Here is a 19348-nt window from a genome sequence, read left to right as displayed (position 1 = left end):
AAACGCCCGCAGTCAGCACTTCGATCGTCGGCGCACCTTTGTAGAGGCTCCAGAAACAGGCCGCGGAAATCGCTGTCATGCTGACAAGGGCCAAGGCGAATGCCGCCGCCGGCAGCGGCTTGGCAATCTTGTGGAGCAGTGGAATCAAGAAACCGCCCCCGAGACCGAGGAGAAAGATGTTCAGCGGCTGCAGAACGCTGTCTACCATTTTTGCTCCGTCAGCCTATCGATCGAGAGGGTCTTGGTGGCCTGAAAAAGAACGATTGCGAAAGACAGCATCACGGCAGTCACCGAAAAGCCGATCACGATGGCTGTGACTACCAGAGCCGAAGGGATGGGGTCGACCGAGCGCGCGGCGCCATCGGCAATGGAGAGCGCCTCGTCGACAATCGGCGCGGTTCCACCGGTAATGTAGCCGGTCGCCACCATGACGATATGCAGTCCTGTGTCGACGAGGGAAAACCCGATGATGATGCGCAGGATATTGCGGTGCTTGAGAATGCCCCAGAATCCGGTCAGCACCAGCGCAAATCCGGTCGCCAGAAGTATTTGTGAAATCGGCAATCCCATGATGACACCCTGCCTCGTGGCGCTAGCTGCGGAAACGGTCGATGATGACACTCAACTCGGCACCAACCTTGATGCCAAGCAGGGCTGAAATGATCGGAATGGCACCGGCGCTGATGAAAGTCCCGAACTCACCGCGGGGCAGGATCGCGCTGTCGAGAAAGCCGCCAGCAAAGACGATGCCCAGAATGCCGATCGTCACATAGACGACGCCCGCCAGCGATTCCGTAATACTGAGGACGTCGTGATTGATCCCCCCGCGCGGATAGGCCAGCATGTACAGCATCACCCCGGATGCAACGACTGCGCCGCCCTGGAACCCGCCACCCGCCGAAAGGTGGCCATTCATGATCACATAGGCGCCGAACAGAAAAATCAGCGGAAGCACCACCTCTGCGCCATTGCGCACAAGTTCGCTCGGCGGCCGTCGACCAACATTTGCAGGCGCCGCTGATACGGCCGCGTTTTTTTCCTTGCCACCGAGAAGCGTGCCGACGCTTGCCGCAACCATGAAAAGCACAGCGACTTCGCCCAGCGTATCGAATCCGCGAAACGAAATCAGAATACCGGTCACGACATTTGGCGCACCGAGCCCCTCAGGCACCTCGGTCAGGTAGCGAATGGCAAGAGCCGACAGGATCTGTCGTTCGTCATAGGCCCCGATCAGACCGGCAAAGACAAAACCGAATGCCACGAGCACCAGCAGATTGAACACCCGGCTCATGGCGCGTCCCCGCTATTTGCCGCCTTGTCCTGCTCATCACGCAGCGCGTCATACATCGTTGCAGGGGTCATCGGCGTGCGGATCGCATAGGCCGCCCGCGACAAGGCGTGCGACGACAGGGGATTGGTCATGAGAATGAAATAGGCGACGATCAGAAGCTTCAGTGCCCAGTCGGGGTGATAGACGCCAAGGCCTGCGAGAACCAGGATGTTCCCGAGTGTCGAGGCTTTTGTGCCGGCCTGTATACGGGTGAAAGTATCGGGCATGCGCAAGAGACCGAGACCAGCGGAAAACAAGAAAAATGCGCCGACCAGGATGATGATGCTGCCGATCAGTTCAGCCATGCGTCACTCCCCTCCGCCATTCGTCTTGCGGATCGCATAGAGAAAAATCAGTGTCGCAAGACCCGAACCGATGGCAGCCTCCGCCATGGCAACGTCCGGCGCAGCAAGCAGAACATAGGAGACAGCTGCAAAAAGGCTGGCGAGCCCCGCACTGATCATCGCAGCCATCAGGTTACCCAGGACAACGGCCAGAACCCCACTCACGAGAATGCTGCCGCAGACCAACAGGATCAACAGTTCGAGCACGGTGATTATGGCCCCTTTTCCAGGAAACGGGCGATGGCGAGCACGGCCAGAAAGCTCAACAATCCATAGACCAGGGCAACGTCGATATAGACGAAACGCCCAGAGAGATGCGCATAAAGAGCAATCATTGCGATCGAAACAACCGTCAGCATGTCGATTGCAACGACGCGATCGACGGCGGTTCTACCGATGATCAGGCGCAGCACACCCAGAACGATGGAGAAGAAAATCAGGACGACCGCGACCCGGAGAATGATGTCAGCCAAACACCACCTCCAGATGTTTCTCGAATGGTCCGGCAATCATCCTCGTCGCCATATCCGGATCAGTCGTCTTGACGTCGAGCCAGTGAATGAACAGCGCGTCATCGCTGATGTCCATGACGAGCGAACCGGGCGTCAATGCAATTGAATTGGCCAGTGCCAATCGGCCGATCGGTGATTTCAACCGCATGTTTATCTTGACTATACCAGGGCGGATATCGATGCGCGGCGCATAAACATAGCGCATCATATTGATGTTCGCCTTGACCATTTCCACGAAAAAAACGCCGGTATAGGCGATGAAATGATAGACTTTGCGAGGTGTAAAGCCGAGCCGCCAGACATTGCCGCGCCAAACAAATATCGATGCCAGGGCAAAGGAAATGATCGCACCGACAATCACGACTGGAAGCTCTGTCGTGGCGTTGATCACCAACCACACGACAAACAGAAAACCCCAGAGCAGCATCAGGCCTTGCAACCATGCTGCGCCGCTTAATTGATCATATTGCGGGTCTGTGGGCATCGCGCGGCCTTCAACAAGTGAACGGGGCGTGGCAGGAGCGATCAGCAAGGGTGGCGTTTGAATTCTTCGCTCGCGCCAACCCTTTGAAGCCGTTGCCTCGGCTTCAAGCTTAACATCAGGCGCATCCGACTGTGATCGGCATGGAATCCGAAAATTATGCGCTGTGTCCGATATGTCATTGCTGCACAATGCTTTTTGGCGCCGGACCGTACCACGAAAGCCGATAGGTCTTGACCCCTGCCCAAAACGCAGAAATCAATCGAGAATGTGCCGATGCAGGCAAGGGATTTGGGCCGGAGTTCGAATATAGGCACCCTGCCCACCCAATCATGCGCCCGGTTCGGCAGGGCGCTGCGCGCATATCGATGCGCCGGGAACTCATGGCGGAAGGAAATATCGCATGATGGATGCGGCGATTGACTGCAAACGGATCCTCCATTCATGACCGGCGCTCCACCAGATAAGCCGCCGATTGCCGGCGTCATATCCGGCCTAGACGGATTTCGTCCCTTCAGTGGCGCCGAGGCAAAGGTGGTTGCCTATCTGAGTTCGGGCGATTTCGATCGATTGGGCGACGGCCTCCTGCCGGAGCGCGAGGATGACGCAAGAACCATGCGCGCCGAATTGCTGCGCTTCCTTATCCTTGGCGACAATAGCTACCGTTCTCACGAGAAAGGCGTTCGCGTCAGTGGCGCTTGGATAACCGGCATTCTCGATCTCGAAGGCTGCCGAATTCCACGCGATATCGGCCTCAAGGACTGCCGGTTCGAAGCCTCCCCGGTGCTGAAATCCGCCATTATCGACAACCTTTTCCTCGACGGCTCCCACCTTCCCGGCCTGCAGGCCGACCGGCTTGAAGCCCGCGGCTGCCTGTCCATTCGCGGCGCAACCGTGACCGGCGAGATCCGGCTTTCCGCAGCGCGCCTAGGCGGCAGTTTCGAAGCAGACGGGGTCTCGATCAGCTCCCCGGAAGGCATAGCGATCGAAGCCAGCGGCCTGGAGGCCAAGGGCGGCGTCCTGATGCGCGGCGCAGATGTGAAAGGGGGCGTCAACCTTTCAAATGTGCGCCTCGGCGGCGACATCAATGCGGTCGGCGGAACCATCGTTCGGCCAGGTGAAACGGCTCTCAACGGAGATGGTGTTATCACGGGCGGCGATCTTGCCCTGCGCGGCGCAAAGATTACCGGTGAGACCCGCCTTCTCGGCGCGCGTTTCGGCGGGGATATCGATTGCACGGCAGCCTCCCTGTCGCAGCCGGGCGGCTATGCGCTCCGGCTCAACCGCGCAGCAGTCGAAGGCGCATTCTTCCTGCGTCAGGGGGCATCCATTGAAGGCACGCTTGACCTGACCGCAACGACGATCGGGGCGATCGATGACGAACAGTCGAGTTGGCCAAAGACCGGAGATCTGCTGTTGAATCGCTGCCAGTACGGCGCCTTTATCGGAGGACCAGTCGATGCCGCAAGCAGGCTTGACTGGCTTTCGCGACAAACGCCGGACCGTTGGAAAGCAGATTTCTGGCCGCAGCCCTACGAGCAATTGGCCATGGTTCTGGGTGCAATGGGCCACGATGAAGATGCGCGTGCCGTGCTGATCACCAAGGAACGACTGCAGCGGCGGGCGCGGCGTTCACGGGCGAAAAACCCGGCTTTGCGTACAGCGCTTGCGATGAGCGACGGCATCTTGAGCATTACCGTGCGCTACGGCCGCCAGCCTTTGCTCGCACTGCTTTGGCTCGTCTTGTTTTGGGCCATCGGTGCTGTCGTCTTTGCAATCGCCGAGCGCTATGGCGCCGTGAAACCAAACAGCCCTGTCGTCCTGCGTTCAACCGAGTGGACAATGTGCGGCCTGGAGCAAACGGAAAGCCGCTACATGCCATCGAGCTCGCAGGTGCTCTCCGGCCGGGCAACAGCCGGAGAAAATCAGCTGACCTGTTTTCTCAGGCAACCCGAGGCGTCCAGCTATCCCGAGTTCAACGCGCCGATGTATTCGTTGGATGTTCTCTTGCCGGTGCTATCGATCGAGCAAAAAGAATTCTGGCGTCCGGATCCGACCAAGCCGAAGGGACCGTTCACATTGAACTTTTTCTTCTTCCAATCCATCGTCGGCTGGGCACTCAGCTTGCTGGCCGTCGCCGGTTTCTCCGGCCTGGTCAAATCGAAATAGTCCAGGCCTGACTGGCTCCGAACACCAGACCGTTGCGCCACGACATCCTCTGAACGAGCCCTGCTCCACAGGTTCTCCCGCATGGCTGCAACACCCGGCACTCGGCGTCAGGCGTTCGGGCATATGCGACGACCCGCTGGAGAACCGAGCGGGTCGTTGCAAGTCAGGCGATGGATCGCTACCCGACGGTTCAGAACTGCCAGATCAATGGGACGATGAAGACCGAAACAACAAAGAACCAGATCAACAGCGGCAAACCGAGTTTCCAGTAGTCGCTGAAGGCATAACCGCCAGGTCCCATCACCATCAGGTTTGTCGGCGTTGCAATCGGTGTCAGGAATGACGCCGCGGCAGCAACCGCCGTGCTCATCAGCACCGGACGCGGTGAGACACCCATTGCTGTCGCCGCTGCAACGCCGATCGGGATAACAATCAGTGCCGTCGCCGTGTTGCTGATCAACTGCCCCATGATCGCGGTCAGAAGGAACAGGCCGGCAAGCAGCGCCACCGGCCCCGCATCTCCGACAAGATTGACCAGGTGTTCAGCCATCAATTGTGCGGCACCGGTTTCAACCATGGCCGTCGACAGGGGCATCATCGCACCGACCAGGATGACCGTCGTCCAGCCGATGGCACGATAGGACTGCTCTACGCTCATGATACCGGACAGGATGATGGCACCGGCGGCAAGTAGGCCTGCCACCGCCGGCGGCACGATGCCTGTTGCCAAAAGCAGGACCATACCAAACAGAATGATGACCGCCTGGCGTGCGCCCGGCCCCATCGGCACCGCCTGACGACGCACCAGCTCGGGCGAATTGACGACGAGAACGTCAGGATCATCGAGGTGCACGTCGAGCGCCTTCCAGGTCCCCTGCAGCAACATGGTGTCACCCGCCTGCAGCACGACGCCGCCTGCATCGCGTGTCGCACCCGCGGCCTCCATCTGGTCGCCTGCGCGCTGGACGGCGAGGATGATCAGATCACCGCTATCGGTGACCATCCCGGGGAAAACAGTCTCGCCGATCAGGCCAGAACGCGGCGGAATGACGACTTCTGCGAGCCCGGAACTGCGGTTGAACAGGGTCTCTTCGCCCTGGCCGGTTGCTTTTTCATCTCGAAACGCTAGGTGCATCTTGGCGGCAAAGGCTGCAGCCAGTTCTGCATCGCCACGCATCAGCACATGATCACCTTCGGCGATCACCGCGCGGCGCAGCGGTCCGGAAGTCTCTCCTTCCTGGATTGCGACAAGTTGCAGCCCCGGATGATCCGCCATGCTGATCTCGGATGAGGCCATCCCGACAAAAGGTGAACTCGAGCGGACCCGCATCTGGTAAATCCCGCTCGCCAGGCCATATTGCTCGACCAGCGTCTTGGCGTGTCGGCTGAAATCGGACGGCATTGTCGCCCCATTACGCTCAGGAAGCAGCTTGGCGCCGAACAGCACGATGATCGCCATCGTTCCGGCCAGCAGCGGCACGCCGACAAGCGCAAATTCAAAAAATCCGAAGCCGCCGACCCCCGCATCGATGCCGGCTTCCGAAACCAGCACGTTCACCGGTGTGCCGGTCAGTGCCAGCATAGAACCCGCATGCGCTGCAAAGACCAGCGGCATCAGCAATTGCGAGGAATTGCGCTTCAGGCGGACCGCGATGACCACCACGACCGGCAACAGCGCAGCAACAGCACCGTTGACGCTGATCAGCGCGGTCAACAATGAAACGAGCACCATGGTCAAAAGCAAAAGGCGTGTCCGGCTTTCCTCGCCAGCGCCGCGGATCAACAACTGACCCGCCCACGCGGTGACACCGGTGACTTCAAGGCCGGAACTGACGACAAAAAGCGAAGCGATGAAAATGACTGCCGGATCACCAAAACCGCTCAGCGATTGGCCAAGCGTCAGCACTCCACTCGCCCAAAGCGACAGAGCCGTCATCATGGCAATGACAACGACCGGAAGCTTGTTCCAGACGAACAGAACGACGGCTGAGGTAATGATTATGGCTATATATGCTATCGGGCTCAATCGCTCTGCTCCTCATCTGGACCTGCTCAGGCCACTTAATACGTCCAGCACCAGGTGGGCCGCATGGTGAAGACACGGCCGTGTCCGGTTCCTATGCGCAGTCCGGCACTTGTTCCCGCGGCTGAACCGTTTTTCGCATCCTCACCCCGGAAAAGGAGTGAGACATCGCTGAACAATGAGAATGCGGATACCTGCCGCGTTCCGCCATCGCGAGAAAGGCAGCGGCCAAACGTCTTCAGTCGTCGAGCGTCGCCAGAAGCACGCCAAGACGGCAGCCCTTTTCGAACTCGGTCAGGTTGACATATTCCTTGATGGTATGGATTTCAGCCTGGCCAGCGCCAATGGTGATCGTCGGAACCCCGTGCTTGTCGAGCCAGTTGGCATCAAGGCCACCATTCGAGAAGATATAGACCGGCTCGATGCCCAGTATCTGCATCGCCTTGGCTGCGCGCTTCACGATTGGCGTATCCTTGCCCAGTTCGAAGGGCGGATAGGAAGCCTTGTGGCTGAAGGTCACTTTAGCGGTGTCGCCTTCATGATCCGTCACCTCCGCCTGCGCCTTGGCGAAGGCCTGTTTGTAGCCTTCGGCGATCTTTGTCGCGAAACTGGATTCAGGGCTGCGCGCTTCGCCCTTGATGAAAGCGTAGTCGGTCACAACATTGGTTGCGTCACCGGCGGGTGTATTACCCTTGCCGCCAAAGATGCCAACATTGCTCGTGCCACGGCCGTCGGACTTGACGATCTTTCCAAACCAGCCTTCCTTGCGCGCCTCGGCAAGAGCAATTGCACCAACCATCGTTGCCGAAATTCCCTTGTCCGGCGCCACACCGGCATGCGAGGCTCGGCCGATAATTTCGACTTCCCAATTTTCCTGACCGACTGCGCCGATGATCAGATCGGCAGCAGACTGGCCATCGACATTGATGCACATCACCGCCCCGTTCAGATCGGCAGGATTCAACTCGCGCGCGCCATGCAAGCCGCTTTCCTCGCGCACCGTGAACAGAAGCGTGATCGGCGGATGGGGCAGCTTGTTCTTCAGCAGCGTTTCAGCCACGACGACGAGAACAGCCACGCCGGTTCGGGCATCGCCGCCGAGCGCCGTCGTGCCGTCGGAGACAATCCGGTCGCCTTCCCGCCTCGGCTTGACCCCGGCGCAAAGCGGCACGGTGTCGAGATGCGTAGAAAACAACAGCCGTGGTCCCGGCCGCGTTCCGGGAAGATCGACAATCAGGTTTCCCGTCTCTGTCGGAAGCGGAATACGGCTGTTGGCATCGTCAAACCGAATGGCGGATTCCGGCACGCCCACCGCCTTCAAGGCATCGATAACGGCGGCGGCAATATTGGCCTCCTGGCCCGTTACACCCTCGACGGACAGAAAACGCATCAAATGGTCTTCCGCCGCGGCGACGTTGAGTGGAATTTGGCTGCTGCTCATGGTGTCCTCCAATTATTGAGTTTTCAGTCTTTTCGTATCCGGGCCTTTACAGACCCCATGGCAGTCCAAGCGCTTGCCAGATCGCAAAGAGTGCCGTCCACAGAACGAACATCCACACAACGTAGGGGAGCATGAGAGACACGAGTGTGCCGACGCCAGCGGACTTGTCGTATTTTTGGGCGAAGCCGACGACGAGCGCAAAATAGGCGTTGAGCGGAGTGATGGCGTTCATTGGCGAATCGCCGACGCGATAGGCCGCAAGCACAGCTTCCGGCTCCACACCGAGCTTCATCAAGAGTGGTACGAAGACCGGGGCGAAGATGGCCCATTTTGCAATCGCACCCGTCAGAAGCAGGTCGATGATCGCGACCACGACGATAAAGCCGAGCAGCAATGGCAATGCCCCGATATTGGCGGCCTGAAGAGTGCCCGCCAGGCTCAGTGCCATGACCGTGCCGATATTGGTGTAGGTGAAATAGGCAACGAACTGACTGAGAACAAAAAACAGGAAGATCGTGCCACCCATGTTCTTGATCGATTTCTCGATCGCCGCAATCACTTCGGCCAAGGTGCGCAGAGTGCCCGCACCCACACCAAATGCCCAACCCGTCGTCAGAAAGACCAGCATGATCAGCGCGATCAGGCCGTTCATGAACGGCGAATTTCCGATCAATTCACCAGTATCGGGGTTGCGGAGCGGCGCACCGGACGGAATGGTCAGCAGGAGAAAGACCACAACGAGCGCGATCAGGGCGTAGAGGGCATAGCGCAGTCCGTGCGTTTCCTGTTCGGTCAGAACAGCGCCCTGGTTGACGCCAGCTCCCTCGGCAGGTTTGTATTCCCCCAGGCGCGGCGCGATCATCTTGTCGGTAATAAACGCAATCACCACCGTGAGGAACAAAACAGAGGCTATGGAGAACCAGAGATTGGATGCCAGTCCGATCGATGCGTTTGGATCGACAAGACGGGCTGCATCATTGGTGAACTCGACAAGGACTGCGTCCAGCGGCTTGATCAGCATGTTGACGGTGAAGGCCCCTGCGACCGCGGCAAAGCCCAGTGCCAGGCCGGCAAGCGGATGGCGTCCGACAGCCAGGTAGGCAACGCCCGCCAGCGGGATCAGCACCAGATAGCCGGCATCCGCTGCAATGCTGGCGAGGATGCCGACAAATGCAAGAATATAGGTCAGCGCCCAGCGTGGCGCGACGATTACGAGCTTGCGGATCAAAGCTGTGACTAGGCCAGATTCCTCGGCGACACCCGCACCGATCATGGCGGCGATCATCAGGCCGACCGCGGTGAAACTCATGAAGTTGGGAACGAGGGACGAATACATGAAACGTATGCCCTCGATACTCAGCAAGCTGCGTATCGCCGTCGATGCCGTCTCAATTTCATGCGTTTCAGGATTGATCTGCTCGAACGTGACGGCAGCCCCGAAGACACCGAGAATGGCCGACAGAACGATGACGATGCCGATCAGGATCAGAAAGATGACCACGGGGTGAGGAACCATGTTCCCCACCTTTTCGACACCGTCGAGGAATCTCTGCATCGTGGTCTTTGATGCGGCATTGGCATTGGCCATGTCTTGCCTCCCGTTGAGCCCAAGGATAGCGCCCGAAGCGATCGATAGATTGACGTTCGTGTTGGCGCGCCATGTTAGTAGTCGTTACAATCGAAATGAAGCAGGACCGGGAAATCCGCCGCCGCCCAGCCGATGCCCCTCATGCCTTGCGCAGGATTGGCCAAGTCCGGAGTTCTCAGGCAGAATAGGCCGAACAGACTACGGTGTCGGTTCGCCTTGACTGGGAAAAGCCGCAGACCTACGGGCAAACGGATCCTCTCAAACAACGAAACGTAGCCGGAGAGTGCAATGCGCGTGGCAAGCTGCCGTCACTGGCGCCGACAATTCCTCTCCTGATGGAGACGGGGCGGATATACCGCCCCGTTTACACGCTCAGCGTGGGCAGGGTGCGGTATAGCGACGGCCGTTGCGGTCCCGGTAGTAGCACTGGCCGGGCTGGTCCGCGACACTGCCGATCAGGGCGCCCGAAACACCACCTATGGCAGCACCGACAGCTGCGCCGCGCACGTCATTGGTAATCGCGCCACCGATGACAGCACCAGATGCCGCACCGATGCCCGCACCCCGTTCCGTTGCCGTACAACCTGCAAGCGATAGACCGACCAGGAAAAACACGAGCAATTTCTTCATTATACTCTCCTTCGCGATGGTCATCGAGATTTGGGCGAATGCTATTAAAGGCATAGGCACGACTTAGTCGAATATAGTGCCCCAGAACCGTCTGTGATCAGCTCAGAATCCCAAAACTAGGCTTCGGGTTCAAAACTTACTGGCGCAACTAAATCGCGAATACATTGGTCGGCAAAGCGGATCTGGAATGACGTTTGACAACAAATTCAAGCCTCGGCTCTGCTACAGCATCCTCTGCAGACTGGGCCGAACGGGCAATCGTGCGCGAAGAAACAAATTTGCAGCCGTGCGGTGATTGATCGCAAAACACGGAGGGGTACGCAGCCGAAACGAAGTTGATCCGGCACCGCATAGTTTGCAGCTGACCGGTGCAAAGAACGACGCCGAAGGATACTCTTCCCGCATGACGCCCACGGCACGTTTCGAAGGCTCACGGACAGGTGTTCACCACGTCCCACCGCCGGACAGACGCAAAGCAAGACGGGCCCTATCTCTTTGCCGAACCTGCCCAGGCAGCAAAGCTTTGCTTCGTCCGTCAAACCACTGTCATCGAAGTCCGCTAGCACGGGTTCCACCGTGCTCAAAGAGCCGCGCGAACGGGCTGTTCTACAGCTTCATCAACACGAGGTCACATGGCCACTCTCGAGGAGATAGCGCTGAGGGCCGGCTGTTCCACGGCGACCGTCAGCCGCGTGCTCAGCAGAAACGGACCAACCAGCGAAAGCATGGTCAGGCGCGTACGCAAGGCGGCATCCGATCTTGGCTACCGCATCGAGGGTCCGACTACGGCCGGCCGGCGGCGACCCGTGATCGGCGTTCTCATACCCAGTATCACCAATCCGGTCTTTGCCGCCTCCCTGTCGGGGATCCAGAATAGGATGCGGCTTTCGGGACATGGTGTTCTGATCGCCCAATCCGATTATGATCCAGCCCGCGAGGTAGACGCGATCGCATCGCTGCTGGTGGAAAAACCGACCGGGCTGATTGTTACCATGTGTGACATGGAAAAGAGACAAAATGACCTGCCTACCCATTTGCCGCCGATCGTGCTCCTGAACAATCTACCGACTGACCGGTTTCAGGCGGCGGTAACGACAGACAACCGAGCGGCGGCTGTGGAGCTTGCCCAACATCTGATCGACCACGGCCACAAGAAAATCCTGTTCGTCTCCGGCTCGTTTGAAAGTTCCGATCGGGCCCGCCGGCGTTATGGCGGCTATTGCGACGCGATAGCTTCTGCCGGACTTCAAGCCCACATGGCTGTTCAGATCCCGTTCGTCACCGGCAATGACGAACTCGATCTCAGGCAGGCCCTGCTTGACCACTGTCCGACCGCCATCATTGCCTCAAACGATCTTCTGGCACTCGGCGTGATCGGCGCGTTGCGCCGCGAGGGTCTGTCCGTGCCCGGCGATATTTCTGTCGCCGGGTTCGATGGCATTGCCATCGGCCGGCTCGTCGATCCGCCTTTGTCGACAATCGAAATGGCCGATGCCAGCATGGGAACCACTGCTGCGTCGTTGCTGCTGGACATCGCCGAAAATGGGGCAGAACCGCGCCATCTGAGCATGGGTTACAGACTGAAGCCGGGCGGCACAGTGCGCAGCATCAACCAAGTGTTCTAACAAAAAATGCGCCGCCTTGGCGGCGGCGCATCATCGTTTGCGGCTTAGCAGATCAAGCCCTGTATCAGCTGCGCGGCAGCAGGCCTTCGACTTCGGCGGCTGCGTCGTCCAGCGCTTCCTTAGGCTCGGCAGACTGTTCAACCACGCGCGACAGGTTCTCAACGATTGTCTGGGTCACCTTCACACCGTTCGAACCCGGGAAAGCATACCAGGGCTGCATCAACGGCATCTGCTCGAGGCCAGCGCGAAACAGCGGGTTTTCCTTGTAGAAATTGCCGAGATACTCCGCCGACGTCGCTGCCAGTTCATTGTTCGGCACATAGCCGGTGCCCGGCACGACAACCGAGGCGCCGTATGGTCCCGAAGCGAACTTGATGAACTTCCAGGCAGCGTCCTGCTTTTCAGCATCGCGGGTCAACATAACGGCCGCGTTGCCACCGGTCGGCAGTTTACCATTGACCGGGTCGATCAGCGGGATATGAGCGGTGCGCAGGTCGAACTTGTCGCCGACATTCTTGATCGTGTTGCGAAGCGCACCTGTTGTCTGGAAGGCAAAGCCGACCTTGCCGGCCACAAAGGCCTGTTCGCCAGCCTGCTTGGTGAAGACCGGAAGGCCACCTTCCTTGACCATGCGGTCGACGAGTTCGAAGGCCTTCAGGCCCTCGGGACCGTTGAAGGCAACGGCGGTCTCTTCTTCGTTGAGCATCTTGCCACCGGCGCCGAACAGCAGCGCGGAGAACATCCAGTCGTCACCCTGCCAGCGGAAGTCGATGCCTTCATTGCCATCGCCGAGTGCCTTGATCTTGGAGGAGAGTGCAATCACCTCGTCCCAGGTCTTTGGCGCGACATCCGGGTTGCCGCCGGCTTTGCGAACCAGATCAGCGTTGTAATACATGATCGGGTTGGAGGTCGCGAATGCGAGACCAACCTGCTTGCCCTTGACCTGGGCGAGCTTCAGGATGTTGTCGGAAAAGCCCTGCTCGGCCATGTTGCCGTCCTTGGCCATGAATGGACCGAGATCGACAGGGATATCGCGCTCGTTGACCATGCGCAGACGGTTCAGACCGATGAAGGTGACATCCGGCATTTCTGCCGTGCCAGCCTGACGCATGATGGTCTGGATGCCTTCTTCATAGGTTGCCGACGGGTTGGCGAAGGTGATCTTAATATCGGGGTTTTCTTCCATGAACTTCTTCGAGATCGTGTCCATCACGTCCTTGAAGAAGCCGGGCATCGGATAGTGGATGTTGAGCACCGTTTCGGCATGCGCCGGAACGAAGGTCGCCATCGTGACCGCGACTGCGGCCATCGCTTTCTTGAAAAGAGTCATTGCAGATCTCCTGGGTTGGACCGATCAGCCTTTCAGACCGGTCATGGTGATACCCTCGACGAAGCGCTTCTGCGCGAGCAGGAAGGCAAGAACGAGAGGAAGGGTGATGATGAGCGTGGCGGCCATCAGCGCGCCGTAGTCGTCGCCGGCCTCAGCCGCGCGGAAGTAGAGAAGGCCGAGCGGCGGGGTGGCATAGGACTGGTTGGTGACAACGATCAGCGGCCAGAACAGATCATTCCAATGGGCGACAACCGAGAAGATCGAAAAAGCAGTGATTGCCGGCCAGGCATTCGGCACGATCACCCGGGCAACGATGCCGATCTCCGACATGCCGTCGAGCCGTGCCGCATGGATAAGGTCGTCAGGAATGCCGCGGAAGAACTGCAGGAACAGGAAGATCGCAAAGACTGAGATCGAGAATGGCGCGACCAGTGCGAAATAGCTGTTGAGCGCGGACATCCGATCAAAGGCGACATAGAGCGGCAGGGCCGTCGCATGGATCGGGACGAGCAGACCGAGCATGACCAGCGCCATCATCAGACGCGCCCCGGCAAAGGAGAGCTTGGCCATGGCATAGGCGCAAGGGATTGCCACGACGACTTGGACAATCAGGATCAGTGCGCAAACGACGACGCCGTTGAAAAGCAGTCCCGCCATGGATACCCGGCCGAAGGCCTTGGCGAAGTTTTCGGCATAGGACCAGGTCTGCGGGATCAGCGAGAGCGAGGAGGAGAATATCTCGCTCTGTGCTTTGCCGGCGGTCGAAATCATGAAGATGTAGGGCGCCAGAAACAGGATGGCGCCAAAGGAAAGGGCGGCGAGGCGCAGGATGCGGCCGAGGGAAAATTGAGCCTGTGTCATGCGTAGTGTACTTTCCGGTCCATGACGCGGTACTGGAGGAACATCAGCGAAACCAGGATGGCCAGGAAGATTACGGTCATCGCCGAGGCATAGCCGACACGCAGGAAGACGAAACCTTCCTGGTAGATGGTGAAAAGCAGGACTTCGGACGCCTTGTTCGGGCCGCCTTCGGTCAGCGTCTTCACCGTCTCGAACACCTTCACCGCGTTGATGATGCTGATTGTCGTGACGAAAAGGGTCGTCGGGCCAAGCATTGGCCAGGTCACCAGCCGGAACCTCGAAAGAGCCGAGCGGGCGCCGTCGACTTCGGCCGCTTGATAAAGCTCACGCGGGATGGCGGAAAGGCCGGCAAGGAACAGGACCATGTTGAAGCCGGTCGATTGCCAAATGCCGATGATCGACAGGCTGGTCATCACGGTTTTCGACGCGCCAAGCCAGTTCGGACCCTGGATGCCGATCATGTCGAGCATCGCATTGATCGGCCCGATGGTCGGATGAAAGAGATATTGCCACACGGTGGCCATGGCGACGAGCAGCGACGCGACCGGCAGGAAATAGGCGGTGCGAAACAGGCTCTTGCCCCAGCCCTCGGATTCGATCAGCAGCGCGATGCCAAGCCCGAGCGCCATCGAAGCCGGCGCCACGATCGCCGCATAGACCGTGGTGTTCCACAGCGACTTGCGGAAGGTGCGGTCGTTCAAAAGCTCTGCATAATTCTCGAAGCCGACGAAGTTGAAACTGCCATAGCCAAGCTCGAAGTCGGTAAACCCGAGGACGATCACCGCAATGGTCGGCAAGATGATGAAGCAGAAGATCAGCAACAGTGCCGGTGCCGAAAGCGCCATGGCAATGCGGGCTTCCCGGCGTTGCGCCAGTCGAGCACCCTTCCGGGTCTGCGAGGGCACGGCGCCGTGATCCAGGACAAGACTAGCCATGAAGGGCCTCCGATCGCAAAGCCGATACCGTGGCGACGCTGGCCGGCAGGCGTTCACCCTGTTCATCGAAGAGCAGGATTGCATCCGGGTCGAGATTGAGATCGATTGGCTGGCCGGGCTTGAGCCCGATCGCGTCCGCGGGCGCGATCTTCGCCACGACGACCGCATCCATCGCCGCGAGCTTGGTAAAGACCACCACTTCGGAGCCGAGGAATTCCAATCGCTCGACCCGCGCGGGCACCCCTCCCTCACCGGCTTCGGCAAGTCTGACGAATTCGGGACGAAACGCGATGGACAGTGCCGCTCCGGGCTTGAGGTCCTTGCGCGTAGCAAGCCGGATGTGACCGACATGGACGAGACCGTTGTCGTCAATCACGGTCGACAGCGCATTGATGCGCGGCTGGCCGAGGAATTTCGCCACTTCGAGATGTGAGGGATCGTCGTAGATGGTGCGCGGGCTGTCGAGTTGCAGCAGTCGGCCACCGATCATCACGGCAACGCGGTCGGCCATGGACAGGGCTTCCGACTGGTCATGCGTGACATAGAGCGTCGGCACACCGGCCTTGCGATGCAGCTCAACGATTTCGCCGCGGGCATGGACACGCAGGTTGGCATCCAAATTGGAGAGCGGCTCGTCCATCAGAAAGACGTTCGGCTGTCGGACCATGGCGCGTGCCAATGCCACGCGCTGGCGCTGGCCACCTGACATCTGGCCCGGCTTGCGGTCGAGCAGATGGTCGATCTTGAGCGAACTCGCCATGGTGCGAACGTCGCGCTGGATATCAGCGCGGATCTGGCGCTGGCCAGACAGAAGGTCTCCAATCAGTGGCAGACGGCCGGCCGTCGACAATCGGCGCATCGCGAGCGGCACAGCAATATTCTGGCCTGCGGTCAGATGCGGATAGAGCGCGTAGGACTGGAAGACCATGGCAACGTTGCGGTCACCTGCAGCCTTGGCCGAGACGTCTTCACCGCCGATGACAATCTCGCCACGATCTGCATGATCGAGGCCGGCGACGATGCGAAGCAGCGTGCTCTTGCCGCAGCCGGACGGACCGACAAGGGCAATGAACTCGCCAGCTTCAGCCTCAAGACTGACGCCTTTCAGGATGCTGTTACCACCGAAGGACTTGTTGATGTCGCGAAGGATGAAGGCAGTCATTGGGCCGCCTCCACGACAACCTTGGTCGCATGGCGCGGATAAACCTCATCGATAACATGATCGAGGATGTGTGCCGTGGTGCCGTCGACTGCAACGATCTCGCTCATCACGCCGTCAGCCAAGTGATGCACGACACCACCGACCAGGCGCTCGCCCGGCATTTCCCGCTCCAGCGTGTCGATGATGAAGGAGGTCGGCGGTGCCCAGACGAGCTTGGTAGCACCCAACTCGCCCTGCCAGGCCCAGTGCAGATGGCCGCTAGCATAGAGCGCGACGTCATGAGCGGCAAACAGTGCGAGCAGCTGCTGGCGAACGGCGGGACCAGCGCCCCAGTAACCCGTGTCGCCTTCTGCCGGATCATCGACGAACAGCGGCTTGTGACCGAAGATCGCCACGCGCCGGCCGTTGCGACCTTCCAGCATCTCGACAAGCCAATCGAATTGCTCACTTTCTTCCGCGTGGCCCGAGCCGATCAGCAGACTGTTGAGGCCGATCAGTCGCCAGACGCCCAGGTCCTTGGCAAAACGATCGGGGCCTGCCAATCGGCGCCAGCGCGCAAGGCGAAGGTCGTCGATCGGCTGCGCCGAGCCGGGCATATGGCCGACATCGTGATTGCCGGGCACCAATAGAACCGGGACATCAAGCTCCTGCAGCAAGGACATGGAAAAACTGATGTCGTCGTCCTGATCCGCACCGTCTATCGTTAGGTCGCCGGTATGCACGACGAGGTCGGGTTTCACCGTCTCGATCCAACAACGGACAGGCTCCCAGTTGCCGTTGAAATGCGCCTTGGACGGGCTGAAATGGGTGTCGCTGATCTGGACGATTTTCATCGGATACTACCTTTCAAGACACAAGCTGACTTGCTTTGCACGGCCATACGTAGAGGCGAGGTCCGGCGTTGCTGGCCTGTCTTTAAGGGTCGAGCATGTCAGTCGCTTGACGGTGCTTTTCAGTGGCTTTCCAATTTCGTCATCAAACAGTCAGAAATTGATCGGGATGGTTGTCCCTAGACATTGAGGGGATTACCCGTGCACTCTGGACCAGACATGGCGGCATGGATTGTCAGGGCATCTGCAGCCGTGTGTAGGGCCTGCGGGTCAATTCGCTGGGGCTAACTGCCAAGTCACGACATGGTCGGCCTCGACAAGGCTCGCATTGCGTTGGCAACGGCGCTATTGCTAAGCTCTTCTCTTGGCCTGTGGGGACCATATGAAAGTCATCGTTCTCGGCGCCGGCATTATCGGGGTGACGTCTGCCTATCAACTCGCGAAAGCCGGCCACGATGTCACGGTCGTCGACCGTCAACAGGCTCCCGCTCTCGAGACCAGCTTTGCCAATGCGGGGGAAGTTTCCTTCGGCTATTGCTCACCCTGGGCAGCTCCCGGCATTCCGATGAAGGCGATGAAGTGGCTTCTCATGGAGCATGCCCCACTGATCCTGCGTCCCAAAATCGATGCGGCCATGCTGTCATGGATGCTGAAGATGCTGTCGAACTGCACCTCCAAGCGGTATGCCATCAACAAAAGCCGGATGTTGCGACTGGCTGACTACAGCCGCGTATCGCTCGCTGCACTGCGCGCCGAAACGGAAATTTCCTATGACGAGCGCATGCAGGGCACGCTGCAGCTGTTTCGGACACAGCAACAGCTGGATGCTTCGGGCAAGGACGTCAAGGCACTCGCTGCCGACGGCATTCCCTTTGAAGTGCTCGACCGTGACGGCTGCGTTCGTATGGAACCGGCACTGTCTCAAGTGCGCGACAGGATCGTCGGCGGACTGTTGACCCCAAAGGATGAAACCGGCGATTGCTTCAAGTTTGCCAACGCATTGGCCAGCAAAGCCGAAGAGCTCGGGGGGCGCTTTGCCTATAGGCATCATATCAAGGGCTTGGACATCGCTGGTGGTCGCGTTGAAGCCGTTATCACCGACAAGGCAAAGTTTGCCGCCGATGCCGTCGTCGTCGCGCTTGGCAGCTACTCGCCGCTGATGCTGAAGCCGTTCGGCATTGGGCTTCCGGTTTATCCGGTCAAGGGTTATTCGCTGACGATCCCGATCACCGACGCGTCACGGGCGCCGGAATCCACTGTGATGGACGAGACCTACAAGATTGCCATAACGCGCCTTGGAGAGCGCATTCGCGTTGGCGGCATGGCCGAAATCTCCGGCTATACCAACGATCTGGGCCAGGCCCGGCGGCGTACACTCGAACATTCGGTGCAAGACCTTTTTCCCGGTGGCGACGTGTCGAAGGCGACATTCTGGTCCGGTCTGCGCCCGATGACACCGGACGGAACGCCGGTGATCGGACCGACAAAGATCAGGGGTCTCTTCCTCAATACGGGGCATGGCACGCTGGGATGGACGATGAGTTCCGGCTCGGCAAGGGTGATTTCAGATCTGGTCAGCGGCCGGGCACCGGATATCGACGCGACCGACCTTGCGATCAGCCGTTACGCCTGATCCCAGGCAGTATAGGCAGGCGAAATCGGTCGAGGGGATTGTTGAAGGGAGCAACGACAACGGTCGTAAGCCACCATGTCGGGCTGCAGCAAGTCGCAGAAACGAAAAAGCCTGCCGCGGGAGGAGGTGCGGCAGGCTTTTCGAATGGATGAACAGCGACTGGGAGGAGGAGTGCCGCTGTTCCTACAGGCTCCCCTGGGAGGAGGAGTGGGTCGCCTGAAACACGAAGCTCTGCGGGAGGAGGTGCATCGCTTCGTTGAGAACCAACATACAGCATCGCCGTGCTTATAAAATACGCTTTGCTGCACTGCAGCCATGCAAAATTAGCATTGCTTGAATGCGCAGGAATCACACGCTCAAGCCCGCAAGGCAGCCTCATCAAGCTCGCCAGACAGAGATCGAGCACGACCAAATCCCAAACGCAAAAACGCCCGCGTCATCAGCGGGCGTCGTA

General features: G+C 59.2%; 19 protein-coding genes. 3 read left to right on the top strand and 16 right to left on the bottom strand.

The genetic code is table 11. The features are described 5' to 3' along the window. The 7 genes from PDO_RS24520 to PDO_RS24490 form a co-directional block, all read right to left on the bottom strand. Nucleotides 1-208: hypothetical protein (locus PDO_RS24520; RefSeq protein ID WP_007608142.1), on the bottom strand; the 208-nt coding region annotated here is incomplete at its 3' end. Next, nucleotides 202-570: a sodium:proton antiporter gene (locus PDO_RS24515; RefSeq protein ID WP_007608141.1), complete on the bottom strand. Its 369-nt coding sequence runs from the start codon at nt 568-570 to the stop codon at nt 202-204. The genes PDO_RS24520 and PDO_RS24515, both read right to left, overlap by 7 nt. A gap of 22 nt (nt 571-592) precedes the next feature. Beyond that, complete coding sequence (mbhE, locus tag PDO_RS24510; protein ID WP_007608140.1) at nt 593-1291, bottom strand: hydrogen gas-evolving membrane-bound hydrogenase subunit E; 699 nt, start codon at nt 1289-1291, stop codon at nt 593-595. Next, complete coding sequence (mnhG, locus tag PDO_RS24505; RefSeq protein ID WP_007608138.1) at nt 1288-1635, bottom strand: monovalent cation/H(+) antiporter subunit G; 348 nt, start codon at nt 1633-1635, stop codon at nt 1288-1290. Before mnhG ends, mbhE begins: the two co-directional genes overlap by 4 nt. A gap of 3 nt (nt 1636-1638) precedes the next feature. Then, nucleotides 1639-1881: a hydrogenase subunit MbhD domain-containing protein gene (locus PDO_RS24500; RefSeq protein ID WP_007608137.1), complete on the bottom strand. Its 243-nt coding sequence runs from the start codon at nt 1879-1881 to the stop codon at nt 1639-1641. A gap of 5 nt (nt 1882-1886) precedes the next feature. Next, nucleotides 1887-2147 (bottom strand): monovalent cation/H+ antiporter complex subunit F, encoded by a 261-nt coding sequence (locus tag PDO_RS24495; protein WP_007608136.1) that lies wholly within the window; start codon nt 2145-2147, stop codon nt 1887-1889. Beyond that, on the bottom strand, nt 2140-2718 hold the full coding sequence (locus tag PDO_RS24490; RefSeq protein WP_244426522.1) for a Na+/H+ antiporter subunit E: 579 nt from the start codon (nt 2716-2718) through the stop codon (nt 2140-2142). Before PDO_RS24490 ends, PDO_RS24495 begins: the two co-directional genes overlap by 8 nt. A 393-nt stretch (nt 2719-3111) precedes the next feature. Here PDO_RS24490 and PDO_RS24485 point away from each other — a divergent pair, with 393 nt between their 5' ends. Then, nucleotides 3112-4836: a hypothetical protein gene (locus PDO_RS24485; protein ID WP_007608134.1), complete on the top strand. Its 1725-nt coding sequence runs from the start codon at nt 3112-3114 to the stop codon at nt 4834-4836. Nucleotides 4837-5026: 190 nt separating this feature from the next. On the opposite strand, the gene PDO_RS24480 is transcribed toward PDO_RS24485, so the two are convergent. From PDO_RS24480 to PDO_RS24465, 4 genes are all read right to left on the bottom strand, one after another. Beyond that, complete coding sequence (locus PDO_RS24480; RefSeq protein ID WP_007608133.1) at nt 5027-6862, bottom strand: SLC13 family permease; 1836 nt, start codon at nt 6860-6862, stop codon at nt 5027-5029. Between the two features lie 235 nt (nt 6863-7097). Next, nucleotides 7098-8300, bottom strand: coding sequence for a M20/M25/M40 family metallo-hydrolase (locus PDO_RS24475; RefSeq protein WP_007608131.1), 1203 nt, complete (start codon nt 8298-8300; stop codon nt 7098-7100). 46 nt (nt 8301-8346) lie between these two features. Beyond that, a complete protein-coding gene (locus tag PDO_RS24470; protein ID WP_007608127.1) occupies nt 8347-9888 on the bottom strand; it encodes an AbgT family transporter in 1542 nt (513 codons plus the stop codon). Between the two features lie 372 nt (nt 9889-10260). Next, nucleotides 10261-10518, bottom strand: coding sequence for a glycine zipper domain-containing protein (locus tag PDO_RS24465; RefSeq protein WP_007608125.1), 258 nt, complete (start codon nt 10516-10518; stop codon nt 10261-10263). A 632-nt stretch (nt 10519-11150) separates the two neighbouring features. On the opposite strand from PDO_RS24465, the gene PDO_RS24460 reads away from it, so the two are divergent. Beyond that, complete coding sequence (locus PDO_RS24460) at nt 11151-12143, top strand: substrate-binding domain-containing protein (protein WP_007608124.1); 993 nt, start codon at nt 11151-11153, stop codon at nt 12141-12143. 64 nt (nt 12144-12207) lie between these two features. Here PDO_RS24460 and PDO_RS24455 read toward each other — a convergent pair whose 3' ends face one another. The 5 genes from PDO_RS24455 to PDO_RS24435 are packed head-to-tail and all read right to left on the bottom strand — an operon-like array spanning nt 12208 to nt 17264. Then, nucleotides 12208-13473, bottom strand: a complete 1266-nt coding sequence (locus PDO_RS24455) for an ABC transporter substrate-binding protein (protein ID WP_007608123.1) — start codon at nt 13471-13473, stop codon at nt 12208-12210. A 24-nt stretch (nt 13474-13497) separates the two neighbouring features. After that, on the bottom strand, nt 13498-14334 hold the full coding sequence (locus tag PDO_RS24450; protein ID WP_007608121.1) for a carbohydrate ABC transporter permease: 837 nt from the start codon (nt 14332-14334) through the stop codon (nt 13498-13500). After that, on the bottom strand, nt 14331-15269 hold the full coding sequence (locus PDO_RS24445; protein ID WP_007608119.1) for a carbohydrate ABC transporter permease: 939 nt from the start codon (nt 15267-15269) through the stop codon (nt 14331-14333). Before PDO_RS24445 ends, PDO_RS24450 begins: the two co-directional genes overlap by 4 nt. Beyond that, on the bottom strand, nt 15262-16431 hold the full coding sequence (locus PDO_RS24440) for an ABC transporter ATP-binding protein (protein ID WP_007608118.1): 1170 nt from the start codon (nt 16429-16431) through the stop codon (nt 15262-15264). Before PDO_RS24440 ends, PDO_RS24445 begins: the two co-directional genes overlap by 8 nt. Next, entirely contained in the window at nt 16428-17264 is an 837-nt protein-coding gene (locus tag PDO_RS24435) for a metallophosphoesterase family protein (RefSeq protein ID WP_007608116.1), read from the bottom strand. The genes PDO_RS24440 and PDO_RS24435 overlap by 4 nt, the downstream gene beginning before the upstream one ends. Before the next feature lie 379 nt (nt 17265-17643). Between PDO_RS24435 and PDO_RS24430 the strand changes: the two genes are divergently transcribed. Continuing rightward, nucleotides 17644-18894 carry a D-amino acid dehydrogenase gene (locus PDO_RS24430; protein WP_007608115.1) on the top strand — a complete coding sequence of 417 codons (1251 nt, stop codon included), beginning with the start codon at nt 17644-17646 and terminating at the stop codon, nt 18892-18894. The last annotated feature ends 454 nt before the right edge of the window (nt 18895-19348 follow it).

Source organism: Rhizobium sp. PDO1-076, from assembly GCF_000247475.1.
Taxonomy (GTDB): Bacteria; Pseudomonadota; Alphaproteobacteria; order Rhizobiales; family Rhizobiaceae; genus Allorhizobium.
This window is presented reverse-complemented; position numbering and strand designations above follow the sequence as displayed.

Bases quoted from the DNA above. Each gene is read 5' to 3' on its own strand.
- PDO_RS24515 (WP_007608141.1), bottom strand. From the start codon at position 570: ATGGGATTGCCGATTTCACAAATACTTCTGGCGACCGGATTTGCGCTG.
- mbhE (WP_007608140.1), bottom strand. From the start codon at position 1,291: ATGAGCCGGGTGTTCAATCTGCTGGTGCTCGTGGCATTCGGTTTTGTC.
- mnhG (WP_007608138.1), bottom strand. From the start codon at position 1,635: ATGGCTGAACTGATCGGCAGCATCATCATCCTGGTCGGCGCATTTTTC.
- PDO_RS24485 (WP_007608134.1), top strand. From the start codon at position 3,112: ATGACCGGCGCTCCACCAGATAAGCCGCCGATTGCCGGCGTCATATCC.
- PDO_RS24475 (WP_007608131.1), bottom strand. From the start codon at position 8,300: ATGAGCAGCAGCCAAATTCCACTCAACGTCGCCGCGGCGGAAGACCAT.
- PDO_RS24470 (WP_007608127.1), bottom strand. From the start codon at position 9,888: ATGGCCAATGCCAATGCCGCATCAAAGACCACGATGCAGAGATTCCTC.
- PDO_RS24465 (WP_007608125.1), bottom strand. From the start codon at position 10,518: ATGAAGAAATTGCTCGTGTTTTTCCTGGTCGGTCTATCGCTTGCAGGT.
- PDO_RS24460 (WP_007608124.1), top strand. From the start codon at position 11,151: ATGGCCACTCTCGAGGAGATAGCGCTGAGGGCCGGCTGTTCCACGGCG.
- PDO_RS24455 (WP_007608123.1), bottom strand. From the start codon at position 13,473: ATGACTCTTTTCAAGAAAGCGATGGCCGCAGTCGCGGTCACGATGGCG.
- PDO_RS24450 (WP_007608121.1), bottom strand. From the start codon at position 14,334: ATGACACAGGCTCAATTTTCCCTCGGCCGCATCCTGCGCCTCGCCGCC.
- PDO_RS24445 (WP_007608119.1), bottom strand. From the start codon at position 15,269: ATGGCTAGTCTTGTCCTGGATCACGGCGCCGTGCCCTCGCAGACCCGG.
- PDO_RS24440 (WP_007608118.1), bottom strand. From the start codon at position 16,431: ATGACTGCCTTCATCCTTCGCGACATCAACAAGTCCTTCGGTGGTAAC.
- PDO_RS24435 (WP_007608116.1), bottom strand. From the start codon at position 17,264: ATGAAAATCGTCCAGATCAGCGACACCCATTTCAGCCCGTCCAAGGCG.
- PDO_RS24430 (WP_007608115.1), top strand. From the start codon at position 17,644: ATGAAAGTCATCGTTCTCGGCGCCGGCATTATCGGGGTGACGTCTGCC.